16 protein-coding genes, 1 tRNA gene and 2 pseudogenes are annotated in these 23,197 nt (G+C 60.0%); 12 read left to right on the top strand and 7 right to left on the bottom strand.

Translation table 11 applies throughout. The features are described from left to right. Positions 1–645 precede the first annotated feature (645 nt). The 3 genes from V1283_RS16500 to V1283_RS16490 all read right to left on the bottom strand — a co-directional run bounded on the left by V1283_RS16500 (position 646) and on the right by V1283_RS16490 (position 5,216). Positions 646–846, bottom strand: coding sequence for a DUF3551 domain-containing protein (locus V1283_RS16500; protein ID WP_334393085.1), 201 nt, complete (start codon positions 844–846; stop codon positions 646–648). 252 nt (positions 847–1,098) lie between these two features. Next, positions 1,099–4,152: an efflux RND transporter permease subunit gene (locus V1283_RS16495; protein WP_334387512.1), complete on the bottom strand. Its 3,054-nt coding sequence runs from the start codon at positions 4,150–4,152 to the stop codon at positions 1,099–1,101. Further along, positions 4,149–5,216 carry an efflux RND transporter periplasmic adaptor subunit gene (locus tag V1283_RS16490; RefSeq protein WP_334387511.1) on the bottom strand — a complete coding sequence of 356 codons (1,068 nt, stop codon included), beginning with the start codon at positions 5,214–5,216 and terminating at the stop codon, positions 4,149–4,151. Before V1283_RS16490 ends, V1283_RS16495 begins: the two co-directional genes overlap by 4 nt. Positions 5,217–6,044: 828 nt before the next feature. Between V1283_RS16490 and V1283_RS16485 the strand changes: the two genes are divergently transcribed. From V1283_RS16485 to V1283_RS16465, 5 genes and pseudogenes are all read left to right on the top strand, one after another. Beyond that, complete coding sequence (locus tag V1283_RS16485) at positions 6,045–7,130, top strand: PAS domain-containing sensor histidine kinase (protein WP_334387510.1); 1,086 nt, start codon at positions 6,045–6,047, stop codon at positions 7,128–7,130. 109 nt (positions 7,131–7,239) lie between these two features. Continuing rightward, entirely contained in the window at positions 7,240–7,869 is a 630-nt protein-coding gene (locus tag V1283_RS16480) for a response regulator transcription factor (protein WP_334387509.1), read from the top strand. Positions 7,870–8,196: 327 nt separating this feature from the next. Next, positions 8,197–8,832, top strand: a complete 636-nt coding sequence (locus V1283_RS16475) for a response regulator transcription factor (protein WP_334387508.1) — start codon at positions 8,197–8,199, stop codon at positions 8,830–8,832. Positions 8,833–9,934: 1,102 nt separating this feature from the next. Beyond that, a pseudogene (locus tag V1283_RS16470) lies at positions 9,935–10,717 on the top strand (trypsin-like peptidase domain-containing protein); the annotation flags it as partial. A gap of 238 nt (positions 10,718–10,955) precedes the next feature. Next, entirely contained in the window at positions 10,956–11,174 is a 219-nt protein-coding gene (locus V1283_RS16465; RefSeq protein WP_334387507.1) for a hypothetical protein, read from the top strand. Here V1283_RS16465 and V1283_RS16460 read toward each other — a convergent pair. After that, positions 11,157–12,482, bottom strand: coding sequence for a tyrosine-type recombinase/integrase (locus V1283_RS16460; RefSeq protein ID WP_334387506.1), 1,326 nt, complete (start codon positions 12,480–12,482; stop codon positions 11,157–11,159). The two genes, V1283_RS16465 and V1283_RS16460, sit on opposite strands and share 18 nt — an antisense overlap. Before the next feature lie 198 nt (positions 12,483–12,680). After that, a tRNA-Asn gene (locus V1283_RS16455) sits at positions 12,681–12,755 on the bottom strand. 243 nt (positions 12,756–12,998) lie between these two features. Here V1283_RS16455 and V1283_RS16450 point away from each other — a divergent pair. The 7 genes and pseudogenes from V1283_RS16450 to V1283_RS16420 all read left to right on the top strand — a co-directional run. Beyond that, positions 12,999–13,205, top strand: coding sequence for a hypothetical protein (locus V1283_RS16450; protein ID WP_442895752.1), 207 nt, complete (start codon positions 12,999–13,001; stop codon positions 13,203–13,205). Positions 13,206–13,353: 148 nt separating this feature from the next. Beyond that, positions 13,354–14,019, top strand: coding sequence for a protein-L-isoaspartate O-methyltransferase family protein (locus V1283_RS16445; protein WP_334387505.1), 666 nt, complete (start codon positions 13,354–13,356; stop codon positions 14,017–14,019). A gap of 245 nt (positions 14,020–14,264) precedes the next feature. Beyond that, the gene (locus V1283_RS16440; RefSeq protein WP_334387504.1) at positions 14,265–15,671 is read left to right on the top strand and encodes a TolC family outer membrane protein; all 1,407 of its coding nucleotides are present in this window, start codon (positions 14,265–14,267) and stop codon (positions 15,669–15,671) included. Between the two features lie 316 nt (positions 15,672–15,987). After that, the gene (locus V1283_RS16435) at positions 15,988–16,707 is read left to right on the top strand and encodes a PopZ family protein (RefSeq protein WP_334387503.1); all 720 of its coding nucleotides are present in this window, start codon (positions 15,988–15,990) and stop codon (positions 16,705–16,707) included. Positions 16,708–17,003: 296 nt separating this feature from the next. Next, a complete protein-coding gene (locus tag V1283_RS16430) occupies positions 17,004–19,868 on the top strand; it encodes a valine--tRNA ligase (RefSeq protein ID WP_334387502.1) in 2,865 nt (954 codons plus the stop codon). 167 nt (positions 19,869–20,035) lie between these two features. After that, the gene (locus V1283_RS16425; protein ID WP_334387501.1) at positions 20,036–20,422 is read left to right on the top strand and encodes a VOC family protein; all 387 of its coding nucleotides are present in this window, start codon (positions 20,036–20,038) and stop codon (positions 20,420–20,422) included. Positions 20,423–20,621: 199 nt separating this feature from the next. After that, positions 20,622–21,002, top strand: a pseudogene (locus V1283_RS16420) (IS30 family transposase); the annotation flags it as partial. A 151-nt stretch (positions 21,003–21,153) separates the two neighbouring features. Here the strand turns inward: V1283_RS16420 and V1283_RS16415 are convergent. Both V1283_RS16415 and V1283_RS16410 read right to left on the bottom strand, forming a co-directional pair. Beyond that, the gene (locus tag V1283_RS16415) at positions 21,154–22,218 is read right to left on the bottom strand and encodes a transglycosylase (RefSeq protein WP_334387500.1); all 1,065 of its coding nucleotides are present in this window, start codon (positions 22,216–22,218) and stop codon (positions 21,154–21,156) included. Positions 22,219–22,627: 409 nt separating this feature from the next. Beyond that, a complete protein-coding gene (locus V1283_RS16410) occupies positions 22,628–23,029 on the bottom strand; it encodes a DUF1330 domain-containing protein (protein ID WP_334387499.1) in 402 nt (133 codons plus the stop codon). Between the last annotated feature and the right edge of the window lie 168 nt (positions 23,030–23,197).

The following is a 23,197-nucleotide window of genomic DNA, read 5'->3' as shown; positions in this document are numbered from 1 at the left end:
TGTGGCCCGGAGCAAAGCCGGATCGGCTGCAACTCCAGCGGAGCTGCAGCCGTATCACAACACTGCATCAGGGACGGATTCCCATTCGCCTTGCACAGTCGCGATAGGCCGAAACACCCCTTGCGTTTCTCTCTGCAGTTGCACCAGTGCTAGCTAAGTTGACAGCCGCTGCCGCCTCATTGGCTTGCCGGAAGCATTCTGCTCGTGCCGCATCGGCCGACTGCCGCTGCTTCTGCGCCGCCGCCTGGGAAACTGACAATGCGAGAAGCGCGGGAACAAGCAGGACAAATGCGAATCGTGCCGTCGGGTTATGCATCATCGCCTCCTTTTTAGGGTATCGGCACAATGCATGGTCAGAGTGCATCACGATATCGGGTGATCACCTAGGTGCAGATGAGGAATCACCCTTACCGAAAGCGATGGTTGCACTGGCTTGGAAGGGACCGATCCAGCCGAACGCAAATGAAGGGGCCGGCCCCTTGGGAGGAGGCCGGCCTATGGTTTCGATCTTTGAGAATCTGGCTTGGACAAAGTTGTAGCGACTGCGAACGGGGCGGGCCGCGTCGCGCCATGCGGTACTCGGAGGCGAGATCGTCATGCGTCGAACATCAAATGCACAAACAGCGCTTTTTGATGATTAGCCCTCTAACGGCGCTTGCGTTGGACGCAAGTGCCGCCTCTTCCGCTGACGGCCGCCTGGCACTGCGCTCGGGTCTCGTACGCACAATTCGTGTTTCCTTTCCTTCTGGAGCACCATTCTGCTCCTTGCGCGTCTGCCGGCGTAGCGAGGGGTATCATGCCCGCCGTCATCGCGATTAAGGTCGCTGCGAGAATAGATGTGCGCATTGGCGTTGGGGCTAGCAGTGAAAATGAGAATGGCGCTTTCGAGTTCAGCATGATTGCCTCCGTTTTTTTGGGTGCTGGCACGATGCATAGTCGGAACGCATCACGATATCAGGTGGATCACTAGGTCGAGGATGGGGAATCACCTTACCGAAAATGCCAAGAGCGCCACGGCTTTGGATTGAGTAGTTTCCTGTACCGAGGTCTCGCGATCTGGACGCGATGAAGGCGCGAAGCTGCGCGCAATTTACATGACTATACGGGCTTCGAAGAAGCCTCTGGCGATTCCGTTCCCTTGAACCAGGTCACATATAATGTAGGCAGAAAGATCAGTGTTAAAATGGTTGCGACAAGCAGGCCGCCCATGATCGCAAAGGCCATCGGCCCCCAGAAAACTGTCGGAGCGATCGGGATCATGCCGAGGACGGTCGATACCGCGGTCAGCATGATCGGACGGAAACGGGAACTGCTGGCATCGATGGCGGCTTCCCAGGCATTCTTTCCCTGGGAACGCTCCGCCTCGATCTGGCCGATCAAGATCACCGCATTCTTGGTGATCATGCCCAGCAGCGCCAGGATGCCGAGAATGGCAACGAAGCCCAGCGGCCTGCCAGACAGCAAGAGCGCCGCGACGACACCGATCAGGCCGAGCGGCGCTACGCTAAGGACCAGGAACAACCGTTGGAAGCTCCGCAGCTGCACCATGAGGACAGTGAGCATGATAAGCAACATGACCGGCACGACGGCGATGACGGAGGCCTGTGATTTCTTGCTTTCTTCGACCGTCCCGCCGACGACGACTTGATACCCTGTAGGGAGCGTCTTTGTCAGGGCCTCCACATCGGGCGAAAGTGAGCTCACTAGCGTCTCCGGCAGGGCTCCCGCGACGATGTCGGCTTGTACCGTCAGGGTCGGAACGCGGTCGCGCCGCCAGATCAAGGGATATTCCTGCCCGTATTCGAAGGTCGCAAACTGACTGAGCGGAACAGTTCGCCCGCCCGGCAGCGGCACTTGCACGGTGCGTAGGGTAGCAAGTGAGACACGCTGTTCATCTGTCGCACGTGCGATGACATCGACCAGATAGATATCATCGCGCACCTGGGTAACGGAGGTGCCGGAGGTTACGGTATTTAGAACACTGGCCAGTGCCTGCGAGCTGAGGCCCAACAGGCGCGCCTCATCCTGGTCGACACGAATGCGCACCTGGCGGGCGGGCTCTATCCAGTCAAAGTTGACCTTTTCGGCCTTGGGGTTGGTCGCGACGATCTGGGCAAGCTTGAGAGCGATCTCGCGCACCTGACCAGTGTCAGGTCCACTGACACGATATTGTACAGGCCATCCGACCGGAGGCCCAAGTTCAAGCGGGTAGACCCGCGAAATTGCGCTTGGAAACTCGTCAGAGAGGATCTTTTCCAGCTTCAGCCGAAGACGTTCGCGCGCCGCAACGTCCTTTGCAACAATGACCGCCTGGGAAAAGAAGTTGTTCGGCAACTGAACATTGAGAGGCAGGTAGAAGCGAATGGCGCCGCGACCCACATAGGTGCTCCAGCGCGCGACATCCGGATCGCCCTTCAGAGCGGCATCGAGGCGTTGCGCTGCGGTTTCGCTGGCATAGATCGACGCATTCTGCGGCAGACTGAGGTCAACGAGCAGCTCCGGACGATCCGAGGATGGAAAGAACTGCCGAGGGATGAGCGGAAGCGCGAGAAAGGACGCCACGAAGAGCGCCAACGAAACGAAGATCGTCAGCCATTTCGCTCGCATGGCGAAGGTGAGGAAATTCCGATACCATCGAAAAATCCTGCCGGGATCGCGGGTCGCCGCGGCCCTCGGTGGCTTAAGGATGATGACACCCAGCAGCGGCGCAAAGATCACCGCAACGAACCATGACACGATCAGCGCGATGGCGACCACCGCGAAGAGCGAGAATGTGTATTCTCCGGCCGAACTGGCCGCAAAGCCGACAGGGACGAAGCCTGCGATCGTCACCAGCGTTCCCGCGAGCATGGCAAGTGCGTAGGTCCGGAACGCGTATGTCGCGGCCTCGACCTTGTCGTCGCCCGCCGCCAAACGATTGAGTGTGGCGTCGGTTGTCGTCATCGCGTCGTCGACGAGCAATGCGAGGGCAATGATCAGCGCGCCGAGGGATATGCGCTGCATATCGATGCCCGCCATTTTCATGATCGGAAAGACGATGGCCAGCGTCAACGGAATGGAAAGCGCGATGATCAAGCCGGGGCGGACGCCGAGGCTGATGAAGCTCACGACGAGAATAATGGCGATCGCCTGTAGCAGCGACGTCATGAATTCCGAGATGGCGCCTTCGACGGTGACGGCTTGGTCCGCAATGAGCTTCGGCTCGATGCCGACAGGTAAGTCTGCGGTGATCCGCGCCATCAGTTGCTTGATGTTTGCGCCGAGAGCAAGAATGTCACCGCCGTCCCGCATCGCGATCGCAAGCCCGATGGCCGGTTCGCCGTTTATGCGAAATTGCGGCTGAGGTGGATCGGAATAATCACGCCGTACTCGCGCGATATCGCTGAGGCGGAGCACGCGTCCGCCAGCGACGAAATTGGTGTTCGCGATATCCTGCTCCGAGGCAAATGCGCCTGAAACCCGAAGCGAAAGACTTTCATAACCTGTTTCAATCGTGCCGGCTGGCCGTACGATGTTTTGCGCTTGCAGCGCAGCGATGAGTGCAGACCGGTCAATGCCCAGGCTGGCGAGTTCCTTCATCGAGAATTCGACGAAGATCCTCTCGTCTTGTGCCCCTAACAATTCGATTTTTGATACGTCCGGCACCAGAAGCAGCTTCGAGCGGATTTCCTCGACACGATCACGCAGTTCGCGATGCGTGAAACCGTCGCTGGTAAAGCCGTAGATAATCCCGAACGTATCGCCGAAATCGTCATTGAAGCCGGGCCCGACAATTCCTGCCGGGAGCGTGTGACGGATATCGCCGACATTCTTGCGAACCTGATACCAGGTGTCCAAAACCTCTTTTGCGTTCGCGCTGCCCTTCAGGTTGACAAAGATTGTCGTAACGCCGGCACGCGTGAAACTGCGCAGAAAATCCAGATGAGGCGTTTCCTGCAGTTTGCGCTCAAGCCGCTCGGTTACCTGCTTGAGGGTCTCTTCGACGGTTGCTCCCGGCCAGGCTGCTTGAACGACCATGGTCTTGATGATGAAGGTAGGATCCTCGCTGCGGCCAAGTCGGAAATAGGACAGGACGCCTGCGATGACGGCGACGATCATGATGTAGGCGACGAGCGAGCGGTGATTGAGCGCCCATTCGGAGAGATTGATCATGGCTCCAACCCGAGCAGGCGAATTTTCTGGCCCGGGTGAAGGGCCTGAACGCCCGCAGTGACCACGACCTCGCCGGTGTCCAGCCCCTGCGAAACGACCACCCGCGCCTGGTCAAAGCGCAAGACGTCGACGTTCCGGATTGAAACCGTTTTGGTCGATGGATCGACAATCCATACCGCAGGTCGCTGATTGATCTTCGTCAGTGCCGTTGCCGGAATATCGATGATCGGCACGGCATCGGTTCGCATGCGTCCGACGACGGTTGCCCCAAGCCGCATGGCTGGTGGAGGGTCAGTCAAGCCGACTTTGACCTCGAAGGTCCGGGTTACAGGATTGGCTTGAGCGGCGACCTCGCGGATTCGCCCCTGCGCAGTCACTGCCGGATCGTCCGTCAGGCTGACGGTAATCTGGGGATCGCTGGGTGCTGATCGAAGCAACTGGGCCGGAACGTCGAAGACCGCGTCGCGACCGTCTTTCCGTGCAAGCCTGGCGATCATTTGCCCCGCCTGAACAACTTCCCCCGCGCCGGGGCCTGTCGCGGTTATTGTCCCCGGCGCGTCGGCCTTGAGTTCCGTAAAACTCACCAAATCATGTGCGGTACGCAGCTGGGCTTCGGCGGCATCGACTTGCGATTGGGCGGTTTGTTGCGCCTGTGTCGCGACCTCGAAGTTGGCCCGCGTCGTCCATCCCTGCGCAAGAAGCGTCTCCTGGCGTTCGTAATGATTGCGCGCTTGCGTCAATTGCCCCTGGGCGGCCGCCAGACCTGCCTGCGCCTGCCGCAGTGTGTTCAACTCGTTTTGTGGTTCAAGTCGTGCCATGATTTGCCCGGCTTGCACCCGGTCCCCGAGCTTGCCGCTGTTTTCCAGCAGCCGTCCGGAAATCCGAAACGCCACGCTCACTTCGTCCTCAGCCTCGATACGGCCGGTAAATGTCAGCGCCTCGCCAGCCTCGCGCTTCTCAACAGTTGTGGTCCGAACTGGACGGGCTGCCGGAGCTGCGGTGTCTGTCTCTCTCTGACAGGCTGCGAGCGACAATGCCGGTGCGATCGCAACAAGCCCTGTCATCAGCGATCGACATAATTTCGTCCTGCCGGAGCGTGAAAGCATAGCAAGACCTATGAGCTGCAGATCGATCCCGATAAGTATCTTCGGTTGAGCGAAGACCCGCCGCCATCAGCAAATATACTGAGTGTTCCTGCCGATTGCCCCGGCCTTGAGTGAGGAGGCCGCGCGTATAACGGCTACGCTTCGTCGGCTAGCGCTATTCTCCTCCTTTGAGTCCTGTCTGGTCTGGGTCCTCTTGCTGGAAACAGGAATGCAAAGCCGCAACATTTGCCAAAGAAAGTCGGCGGAACGGCTTTCTGCGGCGGCCACTCGGGCGAACGTGTCGCAGTTCTGCATCACGCCTCCGTCGAGCACCTTGGGGCGACCGGATAGCTGCCTGCTATCGGAAAATGTACCGGGGCGTGCATAGTACTAGTTTGGAGTTTCTTCCCGGACCTCGGCCGCAGCGGTTCAAAAACACGTGGTGGTTCGGCCGCGGTAGGCAATTTGAGTGTTTTTGGGTGGCAGCCATTCTGGGCGGTAAGTGACTGAAATCGCGTTCAATCTTTAATTGTGGCCGTGCAAAACTGAAAAACTCGAATAAAGTTGGAATGTACGAAATGTGCCAAACGGGCTCACGTTATTTGGATAGGAAAACATATACTTGACGAGTGTTTTCCGAAGGGTATTTACTTAAGCAAGCCCGGAACGCGACGTAGACCTAACGTTGCCCAAGGAAGTCTTCGATCAGCCGCGCGATCTGGGAAATGCAGGGGCAAGACTGTGATGAGTCCCCGACCAGCGTATCCCAAGCTCCACTGGATACATGCTCCGGAATATCTCTTCGGAATGCAGATTTCGGATGCCGGCCAGTTTTTCTACGAGAGCATGAACCCGGCCTTCGAACGCTCGCTCGGAATTTCAATCGGCAGTGAAAGAGCAGTCCAGGACTGCATGAGCGAAGAGGACGCGAAGTCCATTTGCGCTTCCTGCGATGCATGTCTGGCCAAGGGAAGGGCGGTTCGTTACCGGCATCGCCTTACCCTGGGCGGACGCCGACGCGAGTTTGATACGACGATCAATCCCGTCCGCGATTCCGAAAGCGGGAATATAGTCAAGCTGGTCGGTAGCCACCGGGCGATTGAAGAGCGGACGAGTGTCGATGCTCTCGACAGGACGGCAAAAAGACGGGCTGCAGCAGAACTCGAGCTCCGTCTGTTATCGCTTCAGGAGGAGGTGCAGCAGCGGATTGCATCCGATCTACATGATTCGACTTGCCAGCATTTGATTGCCGCCAGCTTGAGCGTGATGCGGTTGAGGCGCGCGATGAGAGATAACGGTGGCGCAGAGAAACTCATCGATGATATTGATGCGTCGATCGATCAGGCGCAGAGAGAAATCCGTGCCTTTACCTACCTGCTGCATCCCCAGAATCTGCTAACCGATGGCCTGAAGAATACGATCGAACAATTCGTAGGTGGATTTTCGGCGCGTACTTCACTGAAGGCCAGTCTCGAAATCGCGCCCGAAGTTGACAGGTTATCCTACGAGCGGCAGCGCGCCGTGCTGAGAGTTATTCAAGAAGCTCTTGCGAACGTCTTCCGTCATGCCCGCGCGACGCTGGTGAAGGTCACAATGGAAGCTACGGATACGCATTTCAACCTTCGGGTCACTGACAATGGCCGCGGCATGCCAATCAATCAAGCGAGATCGGGTCCTAAGGCGATTTCATTTGGTGTCGGAATTCCGGCAATGAGAGCCAGATTGCGACAGCTGGGCGGTACTCTCGAAATCCATTCTCCATCAGCGGCAGGAGGCCGAGGTACTACGTTGTGCGCAGAGCTTCCGCACACTCTTCCGCTGAAGAGAGCGCGACACCTGGTACGGCGTCATAGCCATCTGGGACATCACAGGTCCATTGCTGAGCGGCATTAAAAGCGCCAGTCGCTCGAAACGTTGGAGGAATGTAGAGAATCCAGGAAAGTATGGAGGCAAACGGCAGGATGTCGATGCTGGACGCGACGGCATTGGAGTTTTCTTCGCCATGAAACGGATTCTTATAGCTGACGATCATGAAACGGTGCGATCCGGACTACGTGCCGTGTTGGAAGCGCGCGCCGGATGGGAGGTCGTTGTGGAGGCGCGCGATGGCAAGGAGGCGGTCGCTGGGGCTGTGGAAAAAAGGCCTGACGTTGCGATTGTTGACTACGCGATGCCGTTTATGACTGGGGTGGAAGTTGCGCGGCGCATCAGGGAACATCAGCAAATCACGGAAATACTCATTTTCACAATGCATGACTCGGAGGTGCTTGCGTTGCAGGCGTTTCAGGCAGGTGCCCGCGCATTTTTGCTGAAGGCTGATGCGAACAAGATGCTCTTGGCGGCCGTCGAGTCATTGATAACTCATAAGCCGTTCTATGCGGGTTCCTTCACGAGCGAACTGAAGGGGATGGTGACTGGAAAGGGCGAGCCGAACCAGGTGCTTTCCCCTCGGGAGAAGACGATCGTTAAATTGGTTGCGGAAGGGTACAGCAATAAGGGCGTGAGCGCGGTCTTGAATCTCAGCATAAAGACGACGGAGACGCATCGCGCGGCCGCTATGCGCAAGCTTAACATAAATTCGACGGCGGGCCTGGTTCGATACGCCGTTCGCAGCAAGCTCGTGGAGGCATGAGAACTCGGTTTGTTCGTCTAAGAAAAGCGAGTTCGTGCCAAAATCTGCGCATTCGAACGCTTTGATCTAAACACAAATAGGATTCTGGTGAGATGGCGCTGCCCCTTGTGAGGAGTCCGGGAGAGCTGGCCGACCAGATGATGAAGGGCGGCGCCTCTAAGGTGTTGAAGATTGTTCAACCGAGAAATCCGAATACTCATCCACCGAGTTTCAGGGTTTTGTGGGATTAACGCCAGGCAAGCCGATCAGTATGATGAGTCAGTCCTACTGTCGCATTGCTAGCGCCGATCGCCTTGGCCAGTGGTTCCAACCGGCAGGAACGTCACTGTGAAGCAGATCCTGATTGCGGATGACCATGAAGTCGTTCGCTCCGGTCTTCGCGCGATCATCGAAACTCGCGCCGACTGGACCGTGGGCGGAGAAGCGATCGATGGCAGGGAGGCCGTTGCGTTAGCTTTGAAAATGAAACCGGATGTCGCAATCGTCGATTACTCAATGCCCGTCATGAATGGGTTGGAGGTCAGCCGTCGAATTAGATTGCATCATCTACAGACAGAAGTTCTCATTCTCACAATGCATGAAAGCGAGGAGATTCTGACGGAAGTCCTTCTGGCAGGTGTGCGGGGGGTCCTACTAAAATCAGATGCGAGGAGCCATCTTATTATGGCTATCGAAGCACTACTTGAGCATCGACCTTACTTCACCAGTGTTTTGTTGGAGAAGTTGCTTCATGACTATCAGACAAATAAGAAGGATAAATCGGAGATCTTGCTATCTTCGCGAGAGCAGAGCGTTGTTCAACTGATTGCGGAAGGGCACACCAACAAGTCCGTGGCCGAGGTCTTGAATCTCAGCGTGAAGACGGTCGAGACCCATCGCGCATCGGCAATGCGTAAACTCAATATTTCATCGACCGCCGAGTTGGTCCGGTATGCAATTCGCACAAAATTGATCGGACTTTGAAACGAAGTTTTCTTTTGGCCAGTTGAACCTGCTGTTCCGGTTAAGAAGGCCGTTCCGCGTGTGGAGAAGCGCCGACAGCTGCAGAAACGTTACGCCTGTGCGAGCATGCGAGCCGCGCAAATCGGTGCACTGCGTAGGGGTATGATGCGTCTTCGTTGTCAACAGCCGGGTCCAGCACGCCGGGGTGATGCGCTACGGCGACCTGCATATAACCGCACAACGTGCCCACGCGCGGGCCGTTGCAAAAGTTCTGTGCGGCAAAAGTCCGCTGTCGCGAGGACAGTGTCCGTCCACAACGGTGTGTGTCCTGAGGCGGATATCATGCGCCACGACGCAGAGGTTCACACCCGCGGCGCTGCCAATCCCATGACCGATGTATCTTACTTTGTCCGCGCTGGGTTTCGGGGCTGGAGGAGCGTCAGCCCACGAGCTATTGGCGGAAGTATTGGCAACCAAATTGACCCGCGTGCAGGCCCGCTGCCCAATACCTGGCGTAACGTTGCGTAAACATTGCGATGCAATAGCATTACCCGCATTGTCTCTGGCCCGATCTCTTGCTTTGGCCCTCATATTTGAGGAATGACTTCCGGCGCAGGCATTATCATCCCCCCGTCGCTCGGCCCTGCGGTTGAATTCAGTGGCAGTGAGTTCGATGCAAAAGTCGTTCGCGAACGCAGATCTAATCCCGTAGGCGCCAGCAAGCGCATAAAGCGCAACAGCAGCGAGCGCAAGCAATCCAACTTTCATGGCTTTCCGGTATCCTCGCTCTGACCGTTGTATACCGCATTCCGAAGTACGGCACCAGAAGCGTCCCGCCGTGCATGGTGCCGGTCAAGTAATTCTCGACCAAGCAGAACTCGCCCCTGATCTCGAGCCCGTGCCTTGGCGGCACATGGGGCGAGGACTTGCGGGGACAGGCGGCAACTTCTGCCCACTGCGTCGATCATACGCATCTCGTGGCGATGCCATGCTTCCCATCGTTACGATGATGCAATTCATTTTCGAAACATTAGTTCCACGGCCAGCCCGCCGTAAGGCGACGGCCTGCATCTCTGCCTCACAAGGGCGAGCAACCGCGCGCCGATTTCATGGAGGGTTTTTTATGACGAGCCGTCCCTCTGAATCTGTCAGCTCACAATCCCATCGGGTGCGGCGACCTTCATTAACTTCGGCGCGAAGGCTGGCACTGATGGCGTCTGTCGGCCTCGGTGTAGCTGTTTACGGTTTCAGCCCTGCACCTGGCGCCTTCGATAGTTTTGGCGCCGCCGCGCACGCTCAGGTCAATCAAGCCGTCTCCAGCACCGCCCAGCGCGCGGGCTTCGCCGACATGGTGGAGCGGGTGAAGCCTTCTGTGATCTCGGTCAAGGTCACGATGAAGAAGGCAGCCGGAGCCGGCGAGGAAGGCGATGACGAAGGATCCGGTTCGCTGATGGAGCGCTTCTTTCGCCAGTTCGGCGGTCCCGATGGGATACCGCAGAGGCCCGGTCACGATGGCCGGCACCGAGGAATGATGGGCCAGGGTTCAGGCTTCTTCATTTCGTCCGATGGTTATGCTGTGACCAACAACCACGTCGTTGAAGGCGCCGAAAAAGTTGAAGTCACGACCGACGCAGGGAAAAACTACACCGCGAAGGTGATCGGAACGGATTCGCGGACCGATCTGGCCTTGATCAAGGTCGAGGATGGCACAGGCTTCCCGTTCACCAAGCTGTCTGAAAGCAAGGCCAGGATCGGCGATTGGGTGCTTGCGGTCGGCAATCCGTTCGGCCTCGGCGGCACCGTCACGGCAGGCATCGTGTCGGCCAGCGGTCGCGACATCGGCAGCGGGCCCTATGACGATTTCATTCAGATCGACGCGCCGGTCAACAAAGGTAACTCGGCCGGAGTCTTGGCGCGCGCCGGTTGGGGTTGATGCAGCGGGACGATGGATGCAGAAGTAGTGTCAGCCATTGGAACCGGTCCTTTCGGTTGTGATGGTCAGGCGTGGCGTCGTGCTTCCAACACGACGTCGCGCCGCTGAAAGTTTTGGTGGATAGAGCAGGTGTTCCCTGGGATTGCGCCCGCGCATACGCGAACGGTCACGATAAGATTCGGCCCGATGTGTTTAGTAGCGAGTACACACGATGACCGACAAAAAACCGCGTAACCTGATCACCTTCAAAGAAGCCCTTGCACGGGGCCATTTCAAATCGACCACGGCATACAAGCTGATTGCCGCCGGCAAGATCGACGCCTTCAAGATGGAGGGCCGGACCATGATCGATGCCGACTCAATTGACCGCTATCATGAGAACCTGCCGAAGATTGAGCCGAGGGGTCCGGGGTCACGCGACCATGCGTAGCTTGGGCGGCTGGTTGCTGGTGCGCATCTGATCGCACATATCGGCCCAATGCTGGAGCATGTGCGTTCGCTCCGGCAGGAGCTGGTTGCGGTTGTAGGTCGCGGCCTGTGAGGCGTCGACATGCTCCAGGCAATACTCGACCGCATCCTCTGAGAAGCGCGGCACCTGATGACCCTCGACGGTCACGCGCTCGGCGTTGAGCAACGTGCTGGCGCTTGATCGGAAGCCGTGCGGGCAATGCATGTCCTGGTAGGCCATGGAATTGAGTGCGATTTCCAATGCATTGGTCGAGAGCGGGCCGGGCGCGGGAATGCCGTTCTTCCCCGCCTTCTTCCGGCGCACGCCGGGGAAGAGAAAACGGCTGTTGCCCGTCAACCCCTGCAGATCACGCAACAGGGCGACCGCCTGTCGCGACAGCGGCACAAAATGAGGCTTGCCGCGCAGTTCCTTGATCTTCTCGCGGAATTTGCGCTGCTTCAATTTGGTGAACGGGATCGTCCACATCGGCACCTCGCCGTCGAGATCGAATTCGCTCCACTCCGCATTGCAGACCGTGCCGGGCCGAACCATGGTCAGTGTCAGCAGCTTGAGCGCGATGCCGACGAGATTGCCCTGCCGGCCGTTGTATCCCCAGACATGGCGAAGTACCCCGGTGAAGGGCTCGGTTTCCACCAATGCCGGGCGCGGCGTCTGCTCCGGCGTCGTGTAGCTATCGTTAAAGCCGACGCCGACCAGGGGATTGATCGGTACGTACTGCTTGCCGCGCGCGTAGGCCATAATTCGCAAGGCCGTAGCCTGCGCCCTTCGCCGGGTCTCGTGGGTGCCATTGCTTTCGTAAGCGTCCAGCACGGTGATCACGTCCCTGGGCTCGACGTCAGCGATGGCCTTGTTCCCGAAAGCAGCGACCAGCTTATTGACCATCCGGGTATCGCGATCCTGTGTCTTTTCCGAGCGCGGCTTCTTATTGATCAGCGCGATCCATTCATCGGCGACTTCCTTGAAGGGTTTGGTCCCGGACGTCACGGTCTCCTTCGCGCGACGTGCCTCGACCGGATCGGTACCGTCCTTAATCTGCTTGCGCGCTGTATCGCGCTTGTCGCGGGCCTCGGCGAGAGTAACGCCCTTCTTCGGGTCGGGATGGTATCCGCCAAAGGACGCGGTCCTGGGTTTGCCGCCGAAGCGGTAAGCCAACTGCCAGAGCTTGGTCCCATTGGGCCGAATCAGCAGATAGAGGCCGCCACCATCGAACAGCTTCCGAGGGCCGGCGGATGGCTTGGCGTGGTCGCATTCCTTGACGGTGAGGGGCATTCGCGAGTTTCCTTTTAGGTCGTTGCCTACACCGCCTTTTGGCGTTGCCTACACCCGTTACCTACAGGTTGGGGTGGTATGGGCGGTGCACGGCGAAAGGCCGCGAAAGAAATTGTACGTAAAAACCCTGAATTCACAAGGGTATCTGCGTTTTGGTGGGGAATTGCGGAGGGTCGCGGAGGTGCGCGAAAGCGCTTTTGGCTCCCCGGGCTGGATTCGAACCAGCGACCATTCGATTAACAGTCGAATGCTCTACCGCTGAGCTACCGAGGAACAGGCGAAACAAAGGTTCGCGAGCGGGCAGCGTATAACAAAGCCTTTCGGGCTTGCAAAGGACCAAATCACCGGCTGTGCGCTGGCTTGAAGCCGGGCCGGAAAGCCCTGCGGGACAACGATTTGTCGTCGTTTTCGTCCTCCTGGGTAACGGTAGCTGGAACCAGGCTCGTGCAATTCCGTCATACAGAGGTGTGATCGACCGGGCCGCCAATTCGACTTAATCGCCCAAAAGGCTCGGTCATGCCGGGTTTCAAGGGAGCTGATTCGATGCCAGCCATTACGGCCGACCTGATACGCACGGTACCTTCGATCGTCCCAAGCGACATTCCCGCAATGAGCGACGACGAATGCTTGCTTCGGCTCGCGCAAGCCATTGAAGCGCATGATACCGAGCACCTGGATGAAGTCGCGCGGCTGATCGCCCGGCTCGCCGTGGCGATCGAATAGGCGGCGTTTCCCGCGTCACGGCGGTGGCCCGGCAAGGCGGCGGCCGCATGTTGCGTTTTGCCGACGCTTGTACCAAAGATGACGCGGTTTCAGCTCTCGCTTCCAGTTCTCTTGCGGCCACGGCCGCATGCTCTCAGGGTCTTAGCCTATGTCCGGTTTTGCGACCGCGCGCCAGAAGATGGTCGATGGTCAGGTGCGTCCGAGCGACGTCACCGATATCCGAATTCTCGACGCCATGCTGGCGGTGCCGCGCGAGGCCTTCGTTCCCGACAACAAGCAGGCGCTGGCCTATCTGGACCTCGATCTCGATGTCAGCGAAGGCGGCGCGGCCAAGCGGTTCCTGATCCAGCCGGCAGTGCTGGCGAAGATGCTGCAGGCGGCTGAGATCAAGGAGAGCGACCGCGTCCTGGTGGTCGGCTGCGCCACCGGATACGCCGCCGCCGTGATCGCCCAATTCGCTCCGCAGGTGACCGCAACCGAGAGCGATTCGGCGCTGGCGGCGAAGGCGCAGGCGATTCTCGCCCGCAATGGCTGCGGAAATGTCACGGTCCGCGCTGCGGCGCCGGCCGATGGCGACGCGGCAGGCGCGCCTTACGATGTCATCGTGCTGAACGGCGCAACCCAGATCGTGCCGGAACAGCTCTACGGTCAATTGCGCAACGGCGGCCGATTGGTGGGCGTTTTTGCGACATCACGGCCGGCGCGGGCCACCATCGTGACCGCTTCGCACGGCGATTTCGGTCACCGGACGCTGTTCGATGCCGCTGCCCCGGTGCTGCCGGGCATGGAACTTGTTCCGGCCTTCGTTTTTTAGTTTCGCCGTTTCCGTGCCTAATATTCGCCCTCCGTCCCCGGCTAAATCCTCTTCGAAATCAGAAGTGTGGCCCGTTTGCCCCACGTGAAGAGTTTCGACGGCGTTTGCTTGCGGGGTGGTTCCGTCCAGCCTACGTGCGGACTAAGGTGAGCCGGGACTCACTTCGAGTGAAGCGACGTTCGGTTAATAATCATGTGCAACCATGATCATTGGGCCGGGCGACCAAAGAGATTGGATTGCTTGGGATGCGTGGGGTGAAGGTATTTGCCGGGGCCGCGGCTTCGGCCCTTCTATTATTGTGCATGGGCCCTATGCCCGTCTTGGCCGACACGATTGAGGCAGCGCTGGTGCGCGCCTATCAGAACAATCCGCAGCTCAATTCGCAGCGCGCGCAGGTGCGTATTACTGACGAGAACGTGCCGCAAGCGCTGTCGGGCTACCGCCCGAAAGTCGCGGTCACGGCGAGCGCGGGCTTCCAATATACGGATACGCTGAGCACGCAGGGAGGCGACGCCAACACCCTGGTGAAAACCCCTATTCACGGCGCCAATCCGCCGCGCAGCGTCGGCGCGACCATCACGCAGACGCTTTTCAACGGCCAGCAGACCGCGAACAGAACCAGAGCGGCCGAGGGCCAGGTCTCCGGCGCGCGCGAAGCCCTGCGGGCACTCGAGCAGACCGTCCTGCTCAGTGCCGCCACGATCTACATGGACTATCTGCGCGATTCCGCGATCGTCGAGGTGCAGAAGAGCAACGTTCGCGTGCTCGAGCAGACGCTGAAACAGACGCGCGACCGCTTCAATGTCGGCGAAGTCACGCGCACCGACGTTGCGCAGTCGGAGGCGCAGCTTGCCGCCGGCAAGACCCAGCTCTTGACCGCGGAAGCCAATTTGACGACGACGCGCGGGAACTTCCGCCGCATCATCGGCAACGAGCCGGAAGCGCTTGCGCCGGGCTCGCCGGTCGACCGCTTCCTGCCGGGGACACTGCCGGCCGCCGTCGAACTTGGTTTGACGCAAAATCCGAACGTCACCGCGGCGATGTTCGGCATCGACGTCAGCTATCTCCAGGTCAAGGTGGCCGAAGGCGCGCTGTTGCCGACCGTCACGCTTCAGGCCTCGGTGCAGCAGTCCTATGAGCAGAGCCTGATCCAATACCGCTCGTTCGGCGCGTCCGCGGTCACGCAGCTTTCGGTGCCGATCTATCAGGGCGGCGCCGAATATGCGCTGATCCGCCAGTCCAAGGAAACGGTGGCGCAGCAGCGCCTCATTCTCGACCAGACCCGCGACCAGACCCGCGCCAACGTTGTTACCGCATGGGGACAGCTCGTTGCCGGCAAGGCGCAGGTCGCCTCAGCCCAATCGCAGGTGACAGCGTCGGAAATCGCGCTCAACGGCGTCCGCGAGGAAGCCAAGGCCGGACAGCGCACCACGCTCGACGTGCTGAACGCGCAGCAGGCGCTGGTCAATGCGCGCGTCGCGCTGGTCACCGCACAGCATGATCGCGTGGTGGCGTCATACTCCGTGCTGAACACGATCGGACGGCTGTCACCGCAGGTGATGAACCTGCCGACCACGGTCTACGACCCGAGCGTGCACTATCATCAGGTGCGTGATAGCTGGGCCGGCGTTCGCACACCCGACGGCCGCTGATACCAGAGTCGATTTCCACACAGGCGGGATGAAATCGTCGCCCGGCGCCCGAAGCGCCGGGCGCTTTGCTTGCAATCAATTGTGGCCATGACGTACCGTTTCTGGGGCGAGCTGAGCGATTCGTGGCCCGCGTCTTTGCATCGTACGGACGCGCGTCGGGGTCGTTTTGAGGGGAGTAGGACCTGCGCGCGTTGCGGCGGGCGGGCTTGATCTGGGGACAAGTCGGGCTTGTGCGATGAAAATCCCGGCCTGCATATCCGGAACCGGCAATTCCTTCGTGGCTTTGATGTAAAATGGTTTCGATGTGGAGTCGGAGATGACGCAACCTGCAAAGGTCCAAGAGCCCTCGATGGAGGAGATTCTGGCGTCGATCCGTCGCATCATTGCTGACGACGAGGCAAAGCCTGCTGCCGCCGAGAAGCTGGTGAGCCCTGCGGCAGCCGTGAAGCCGGTGATGAAGGATATCCCGCCGTCGGCGATTGCCCCGGCGCCGAAGCCGGCTCCCGCGCCGAAGCCGGCCCCGCCACCACCGCCGCCGCCTGCACCCGAACCGGTCGCCAGCAACAGCCAGGATGACATCGACTCCATGCTGGCGAGCCTCGATGCGGCGACGCCCGAGGCGGATATCAGGCCGGCGCCCCCCGAGCCCGAACCCGACGTATTCGAACTCACCGACGAGATGGCATTGCCGGAGCCAGCACCAGCCCCCGCCGCGGCAGCATTCAGCAAGGTCGAACCTCAGGACGACATCGAATTCACCGAAGCCAAGGCGTCACGTCGCCAGCCGGCCTATGAGCCTGCGTTCGAGAGCACGCCAGCGCGACCAATTTTATCGCATTCGACCGTCTCCGCCGTGGAATCTGCCTTCAACTCGCTGGCCAATACCGTGCTGAGCAACAACGCGCGGACGCTGGAAGATCTGGTCAAGGAGATGCTGCGGCCGATGCTAAAATCCTGGCTCGACGACAATCTGCCTGGATTGGTCGAGCGGATCGTCAAGGCCGAAATCGAGCGGGTTTCGCGCGGCGGGCGCTAACCCCAAGACGTGCTTGGTCGAGGCTTGCTTGGTCAGGGCTTGCATGGTCAAGGCTGCGTCGGCGGACGTCGATCGAGACCCCATTCGTACCTTCAAACCGGCGTTACCACGGCTCTCCGCTGCCCCGGACCCGCGTTGTCCGGTTGACTTGAGGCGCTGTGGCGGCTTTCTAGGGCCCGGCCCGGCGTCGATCACGTCCAAACCGGGCGCTACCACGTTGATTTGATTTACATTCCTTGAATGGACCGGCGACGGTTTCGTTCAAGAGCGCCCCCACCATTCCCAATTGCAGTGTCATGATCGAGAAAAACTACCAGCCCGCCGATATCGAAAGCCGCATGTCCCGGATCTGGGAGGAGAGCGGCGCGTTCATGGCCGGTCGCCCGGAACGAAAAGACGCCGCGCCGTTCACCATCGTGATCCCGCCGCCGAACGTGACGGGCTCGCTGCATATGGGCCACGCGCTGAACAACACGCTGCAGGACATCCTCTGCCGGTTCGAGCGCATGCGCGGCCGCGACGTGCTGTGGCAGCCCGGCACCGACCATGCCGGCATCGCGACCCAGATGGTGGTCGAACGACAATTGATGGAACGGCAGGAGCACCGGCGCGACCTCGGCCGCGCCAAATTCCTCGAACGCATCTGGCAATGGAAGGCCGAGAGCGGCGGCACCATCGTCAACCAGTTGAAGCGGCTGGGCGCCTCCTGCGACTGGTCGCGCGAGCGCTTTACGATGGACGAAGGCCTGTCGCGCGCGGTCGTGAAGGTGTTCGTCCAGCTGCACCGCGAAGGCCTGATCTACAAGGACAAGCGGCTGGTCAACTGGGACCCGAAGCTGGTGACCGCGATCTCCGATCTCGAGGTGCTGCAGGTCGAGGTCAAGGGCAGTCTGTGGTATCTGCGCTATCCGATCGAGGGCAAGATTTTCAGCCCCGACGATCCCTCGACGTTTGTCGTCGTGGCGACGACGCGGCCCGAGACGATGCTCGGCGATACCGCCGTTGCCATTCATCCGGAGAACGCACGGATCGGGCATCTGATCGGCCAGCACGTGATCCTGCCGCTGGTCGGCCGCCGCATCCCGATCATCGGCGACGACTATGCCGATCCCGAAAAGGGATCGGGCGCGGTCAAGATCACGCCGGCGCACGACTTCAACGACTTCGAGGTCGGCAAGCGCCACGGCCTGCCGCAGATCAACGTGTTCGATCGCGAGGGCTGCATGGCGCTCAACGAGAACGAAGACTATCTGCGCGGATTGCCCGAAGGCGCGCTGATGCTGGCGGAAGAGCTGCACGGCGTCGACCGCTTCGCCGCGCGTAAGCTGATCGTGGCGCGGCTGGAAGATTTCGGCTTCCTGGAGAAGATCGAGCCGAACACGCACATGGTGCCGCATGGCGACCGCTCGAATGTGGTCATCGAGCCCTATTTGACCGACCAGTGGTATGTCGACGCAAAAACCATGGCGCAGCCGGCGATCGCGGCCGTGCGCTCGGGCGCGACCACGTTCGTGCCGAAGAACTGGGAAAAGACCTATTTCGAATGGATGGAGAACATCCAGCCCTGGTGCATCTCGCGCCAGCTCTGGTGGGGCCATCAGATTCCCGCGTGGTATGGCCCTGACGGCAAGGTGTTCGTCGCCGAGACCGAAGAGGAAGCCGTCGGCAACGCGCTCGGCTATTACGTCGAGCAGGAAGTCATCACGGAAGAGCAGGGGCGCGAGATGGCGCTCGATCCGGCCAAGCGCGAGGGCTTCATCACGCGCGATGAGGACGTGCTCGACACCTGGTTCTCGTCCGGGCTGTGGCCGTTCTCGACGCTCGGCTGGCCGGACGAGGCGGCGGAAGTGAAGCGCTATTACCCCACCAACGTCCTCGTCACCGGTTGGGACATCATCTTCTTCTGGGTCGCCCGGATGATGATGATGGGCCTGCACTTCATGAAGGAGGCGCCGTTCTCGACCGTCTACATCCACCGCCTGGTTCGCGACGAGAAGGGCGCGAAGATGTCAAAGTCGAAAGGCAACGTCATCGATCCCCTCGGCGTCATCGACGACTTTGGCGCGGACGCGCTGCGCTTCGCGCTGGCGCGCGGCGCGGCCCATAGCCACGACATCAAGCTGTCGCCGCAGCTGGTCGAAACCAATCGCAATTTCGCGACCAAGCTGTGGAATGCCTGCCGCTTCGCCGAGATGAACGGCTGTGAGCAGCCCGCGGACTTCGATCCGACGAAAGCCAAGGAGACCCTGAATCGCTGGATCGCGCATGAGACTTCGCGCGCCACGCGCGAGGTCACCGAGGCGATCGAGGGCTATCGGTTCAACGATGCGGCGAATGCGATCTACCGCTTCGTCTGGAACGTCTATTGCGACTGGTATGTCGAGCTCGCAAAGCCCGTGTTGATGGGCGAGGAGGGGGCGGCCAAGGCCGAGACCCGCGCCATGACCGCCTGGGCGCGGGACGAGATTCTCAAGCTGCTGCACCCGTTCATGCCGTTCATCACCGAAGAGCTCTGGGCGGTGACGGCCAAGCGGGACGGCCTGCTGGTGCTGGCCGAATGGCCGCGCAAGGCGAGCGCCGTAACCGAAGAACAGATCGCTTCGATGGCGCTGGCAGGACCCGGCGATCCGCTGATCGCGCCGGTCATGGCCGCGCTGGACGCCGGCGATTTCAGCGACCCCGCAGCCGAGGCCGAAATCGGCTGGGTGGTCGATCTCGTCACCGCCATCCGTTCGCTGCGCTCGGAAATGAACATCCCGCCGGCCACGCTGATCCCGCTGGTGCTGTCGGCTGCGTCCACGGAGACCAAAGAGCGCGCGCAGCGCTGGAATGACACCGTGAAACGCCTGGCGCGGTTGGCGGATATCTCCTTCGCCGATCGCCCGCCGGAAGGCGCGGTGCAGCTGCTTGTGCGCGGCGAGGTGGTGGCGCTACCGCTCAAAGGCGTGATCGACCTATCGGCCGAAAAGACCCGGCTCGACAAGGAAATCGTCAAGGCCGACGCCGACATCAAGCGCGTCGACGCAAAACTCGGCAACGAGAAGTTCGTGGCGAATGCGCCCGAAGAGATCGTGGAAGAGGAAAAGGAAAAGCGCGAGGCGGCGGTAGCGCGAAAGGCGAAGCTGCAGGAAGCGCTGGAACGGCTGAAGATGGCGTCGTGACGCAGGGCGCTGAATTATCCCCGTCATTGCCTGCGACAAACGCAAGCGTTTGCGCAAGGGAGCGAAGCGACGAAGCAATCCATCTATCCGTTATGCCGCACGATGGATTGCTTCGCTTCGCTCGCAATGACGGCGGAGGTTTTCAGTCATCATCGAGGGCCTGATCGATGCTGGACCACGTCTCCATCACCATTTCCGATTTCGCCGCCGCCGAACCCTTCTACGACGCGATCATGAAGGCGCTCGAAATCGTCAAGGTCGGCCGCAGCGACCGCTGGCTCGGCTACGGCGAACGCGCTGACGCCGACCACCCGGATCGCGTCTACATCGCCATCTACAAGGGCGCGAGGCCGGACGAGGCTGCCAGCCGCCACTGGTGCTTCAAAGCGAAGTCGCGAAGCGAGGTGGACGCGTTCTGGCGCGCAGGTATCGCCGCCGGTGGCACTGACGATGGGCCACCCGGCCTGCGCGACTATCATGCCGCCTATTACGGCGCATTCCTTCGCGATCCCGACGGCAACAAGGTCGAGGCGGTGTGCCACCGTGCGGAGTAGCAAGGGGAGCAAGCGTAGCCCTCATGAGCGAAGCGATATCCGGGGATGTGGTGGCCCGACATGTGGGGTGTGAAATCCAATTCAGAGCGGTCGGCGGACGTCCGCCTTGGCGCGCATTCCGGACTCAAGTCGGACATGGCACGAGGTCGGAAAAAGTGCCAGCAGGAGACATTCTGGGCTCGTCAAAGATCGAGATCGAGTGATGCTGGTCAAGGTCGCGAACAAGGATACCGAAAGCGTCGTCTCGGCGCTCATCAAGCAATCGCAGCGACTGCCCAGCGAACTTTACCGGTCGTTGACTTGGGATAGATGCAAAGAGCTCGCCGATCATCAGCGCCTGACATTGGCCACCGAGGTGGACGTCTACTTCTACGATCCCCGCTGTCCCTGGCAACGCGGGTCAAACGAAAACACCAACAGATTGCTGCGCCAGTATCTTCCGCGTGGCACCGATCTGTCCCTGCATAGCCAGGCCAAGCTCAGCGCGATCGCAAGACAGCTCAATGAAAGGCCGCGAAAGACCTTGCTCTATCAGACCCCAGCTGAGAAGTTCGCAGAATGTGTTGCGGCGATCAGTTGAACCCGCCGCGCAAAGCGGACATTCAGCCAACCAGCATTGTGAGTAGACATCGGCACTTGGTCGACCACCTCGTTAGCGGCGATTTCTGAATCGTGAAGTGAGACGGGCTCGGCGGCGGGATGCGGCAGCTTCTGCCGACCACGCAACGGAATTACTGCTTCGCCCCTGCGGCGACGGCGGTCGCCATGTACTTCGAATAGAATTCAGCGACCCGCGCGCGCCACATGCCGACGAACGCCTCCGATGTCACCATGTCCACCGATTTCCACGCCTTCTTGAGGGCCGGAAGGGTGTTGCCCCAGATCGCGCGTTTGCACCACTTCTCGCCCTTCTCCCTACCTTCGCTGGTGGCGCACATGGATTTCCAGGCGATGCGATCGGGCTGGCTGACGTGCTCGGCGGCGCCTTCCCAGCCCTGCTGATGGATCAGGTAAAGATCGTTCAAGTCCGGCTTCCGGTGCGTGATCCACTCGAACAGGATGCCTTCGGTAATGACCTTGTAGGCGGCCGCAACCGCATTGTCGCGGGGACTGCGAATCTGCCCAAAGCCGAATTTGCTGAACTCATATTCGCTCAGCTGAAACAGGCCGATATACGACCCGGTGCGTTGATTGGGGTTGAAACCGGACTCGATCTTGGCAACCGCTTTCATGAAATTGAAATCGAGACCGAACGCGTCGGAAGCACGTTTGATCTCCTCGACCGGCGTTCCGACCGGGATGTCCTTGAGCGAACGCAGGACGGTCTCCGCCGGCTTCTCGGCGGGCGGCACTTCGGACCAGACGTAATAGATGAGATATTGGAAATCCTGCGTCGCCGGCGCTGGGTTGGAGGCAACACCGGTCTCATCGCTCGTTGTCGGCGCCGGTTGGGTGGCATCATAGTGACCGAACGGCACCGATCTTGTCCCGATCAAATCGTCGCCTGCTTTGGCGTGGGCCGACGATGGACCGGAAGCGGCATCAAGCATCGAGCCAAGCGTGACTTCCTGCAATGGCGGCTCGGGGGCGGGCTCGGGCTGCGGCCGCGGCAGAGCCTGCATCATCTGCTCGCGTAGCTTGACCAGACCGTCGAGGCGGTCGGACTCCAGCGCCGGCGCTTCGTATGGTTGCTTGCACGAGGCGACCTCGGCCGGGCGCAAGGCGCGTTGGTGGACCGCAACCAGGATTAGCGTACCTATCGCCGCACCGGTGAAGATGACCCTGAAGGCGAGCATGGCAGCGAGCTTTCCATGCGCAACGGGGCGACAACATGGCGAGATCACGACCGAGCCCGGAATGTGTCCGAATCACGTATCAGCCAAGCGTCGGAAGCGGACTTAAGCGGGCCGCTGCCCATGTCCGCCTTGGGTCATTCGCGTCATTTTGGTCGTCGGCCGACTACTTCCGGTCTTCTTCTGGAAACGGACATCGGCAGGGCCGGTTGTCTCAAAAGTGCCAGACTCGGACTCATGCACGTTAAACCGACACCCCGTTGCCCGCCGTGAGACGAAAACGTGTCGATGATCGAACCGAGTCCATTTCCAACGTCCGTGAACGATGGGAGCATTCGCACCAGCTCGATCGTCTAAAAATGGTCGAGAAGAGGCCGCCAGCAAAAGGCGGCCTCTGGCTCAGATGCGCAAGCTACTCTGGCAGACCATCAACGGCAAACGAGCGGAACTTCGCGTATTTTTCGCCAACCTTGCGAAGCTCGACATATTCTGGATTGGCCCGCCAAGCCCGAATTTTCTCCATACTATCCCAGACCTGAACGACCACGCGCTTTGGCGGGTCCCCATCAAAAGCTGTCACCGTTCCTGTAGTTGCGGCGGATCCGCCGATAGCCAAGAAGCGACCGCCAGCTGCCTTGATGATGGCCTGAGCCTTCGGAGCGTACTCCTTTGCATACGCATCGGGGTTGGTGACGTCGATTTCTGCCACGAAATAGACCGGTGGCTTTGCCTGAGCGTGAAGACCTTGAACCGCGAGAGCGCCAATCGCGACACCTGCGGTCACTGCCACTGCGACTTTGTAATTTGATCTCATGGCATTCCCTCCTAGTGTGTGCAATTTGCCCCCCGAGGCACACGTTGAAAGTGCCCCAGCTGACGGTGGAATCAAACGTGCGCGGTGGATGTGAACCGGCTCACATGGGCGAATGCAAATTTCTGAGACCGACGGCGCAGATATGTAAGGAGGCTTGTCAAGTCGGAG

The sequence above is a fragment of the Bradyrhizobium sp. AZCC 2262 genome (assembly GCF_036924535.1).
Taxonomy (GTDB): domain Bacteria; phylum Pseudomonadota; class Alphaproteobacteria; order Rhizobiales; family Xanthobacteraceae; genus Bradyrhizobium.
This window is presented reverse-complemented; position numbering and strand designations above follow the sequence as displayed.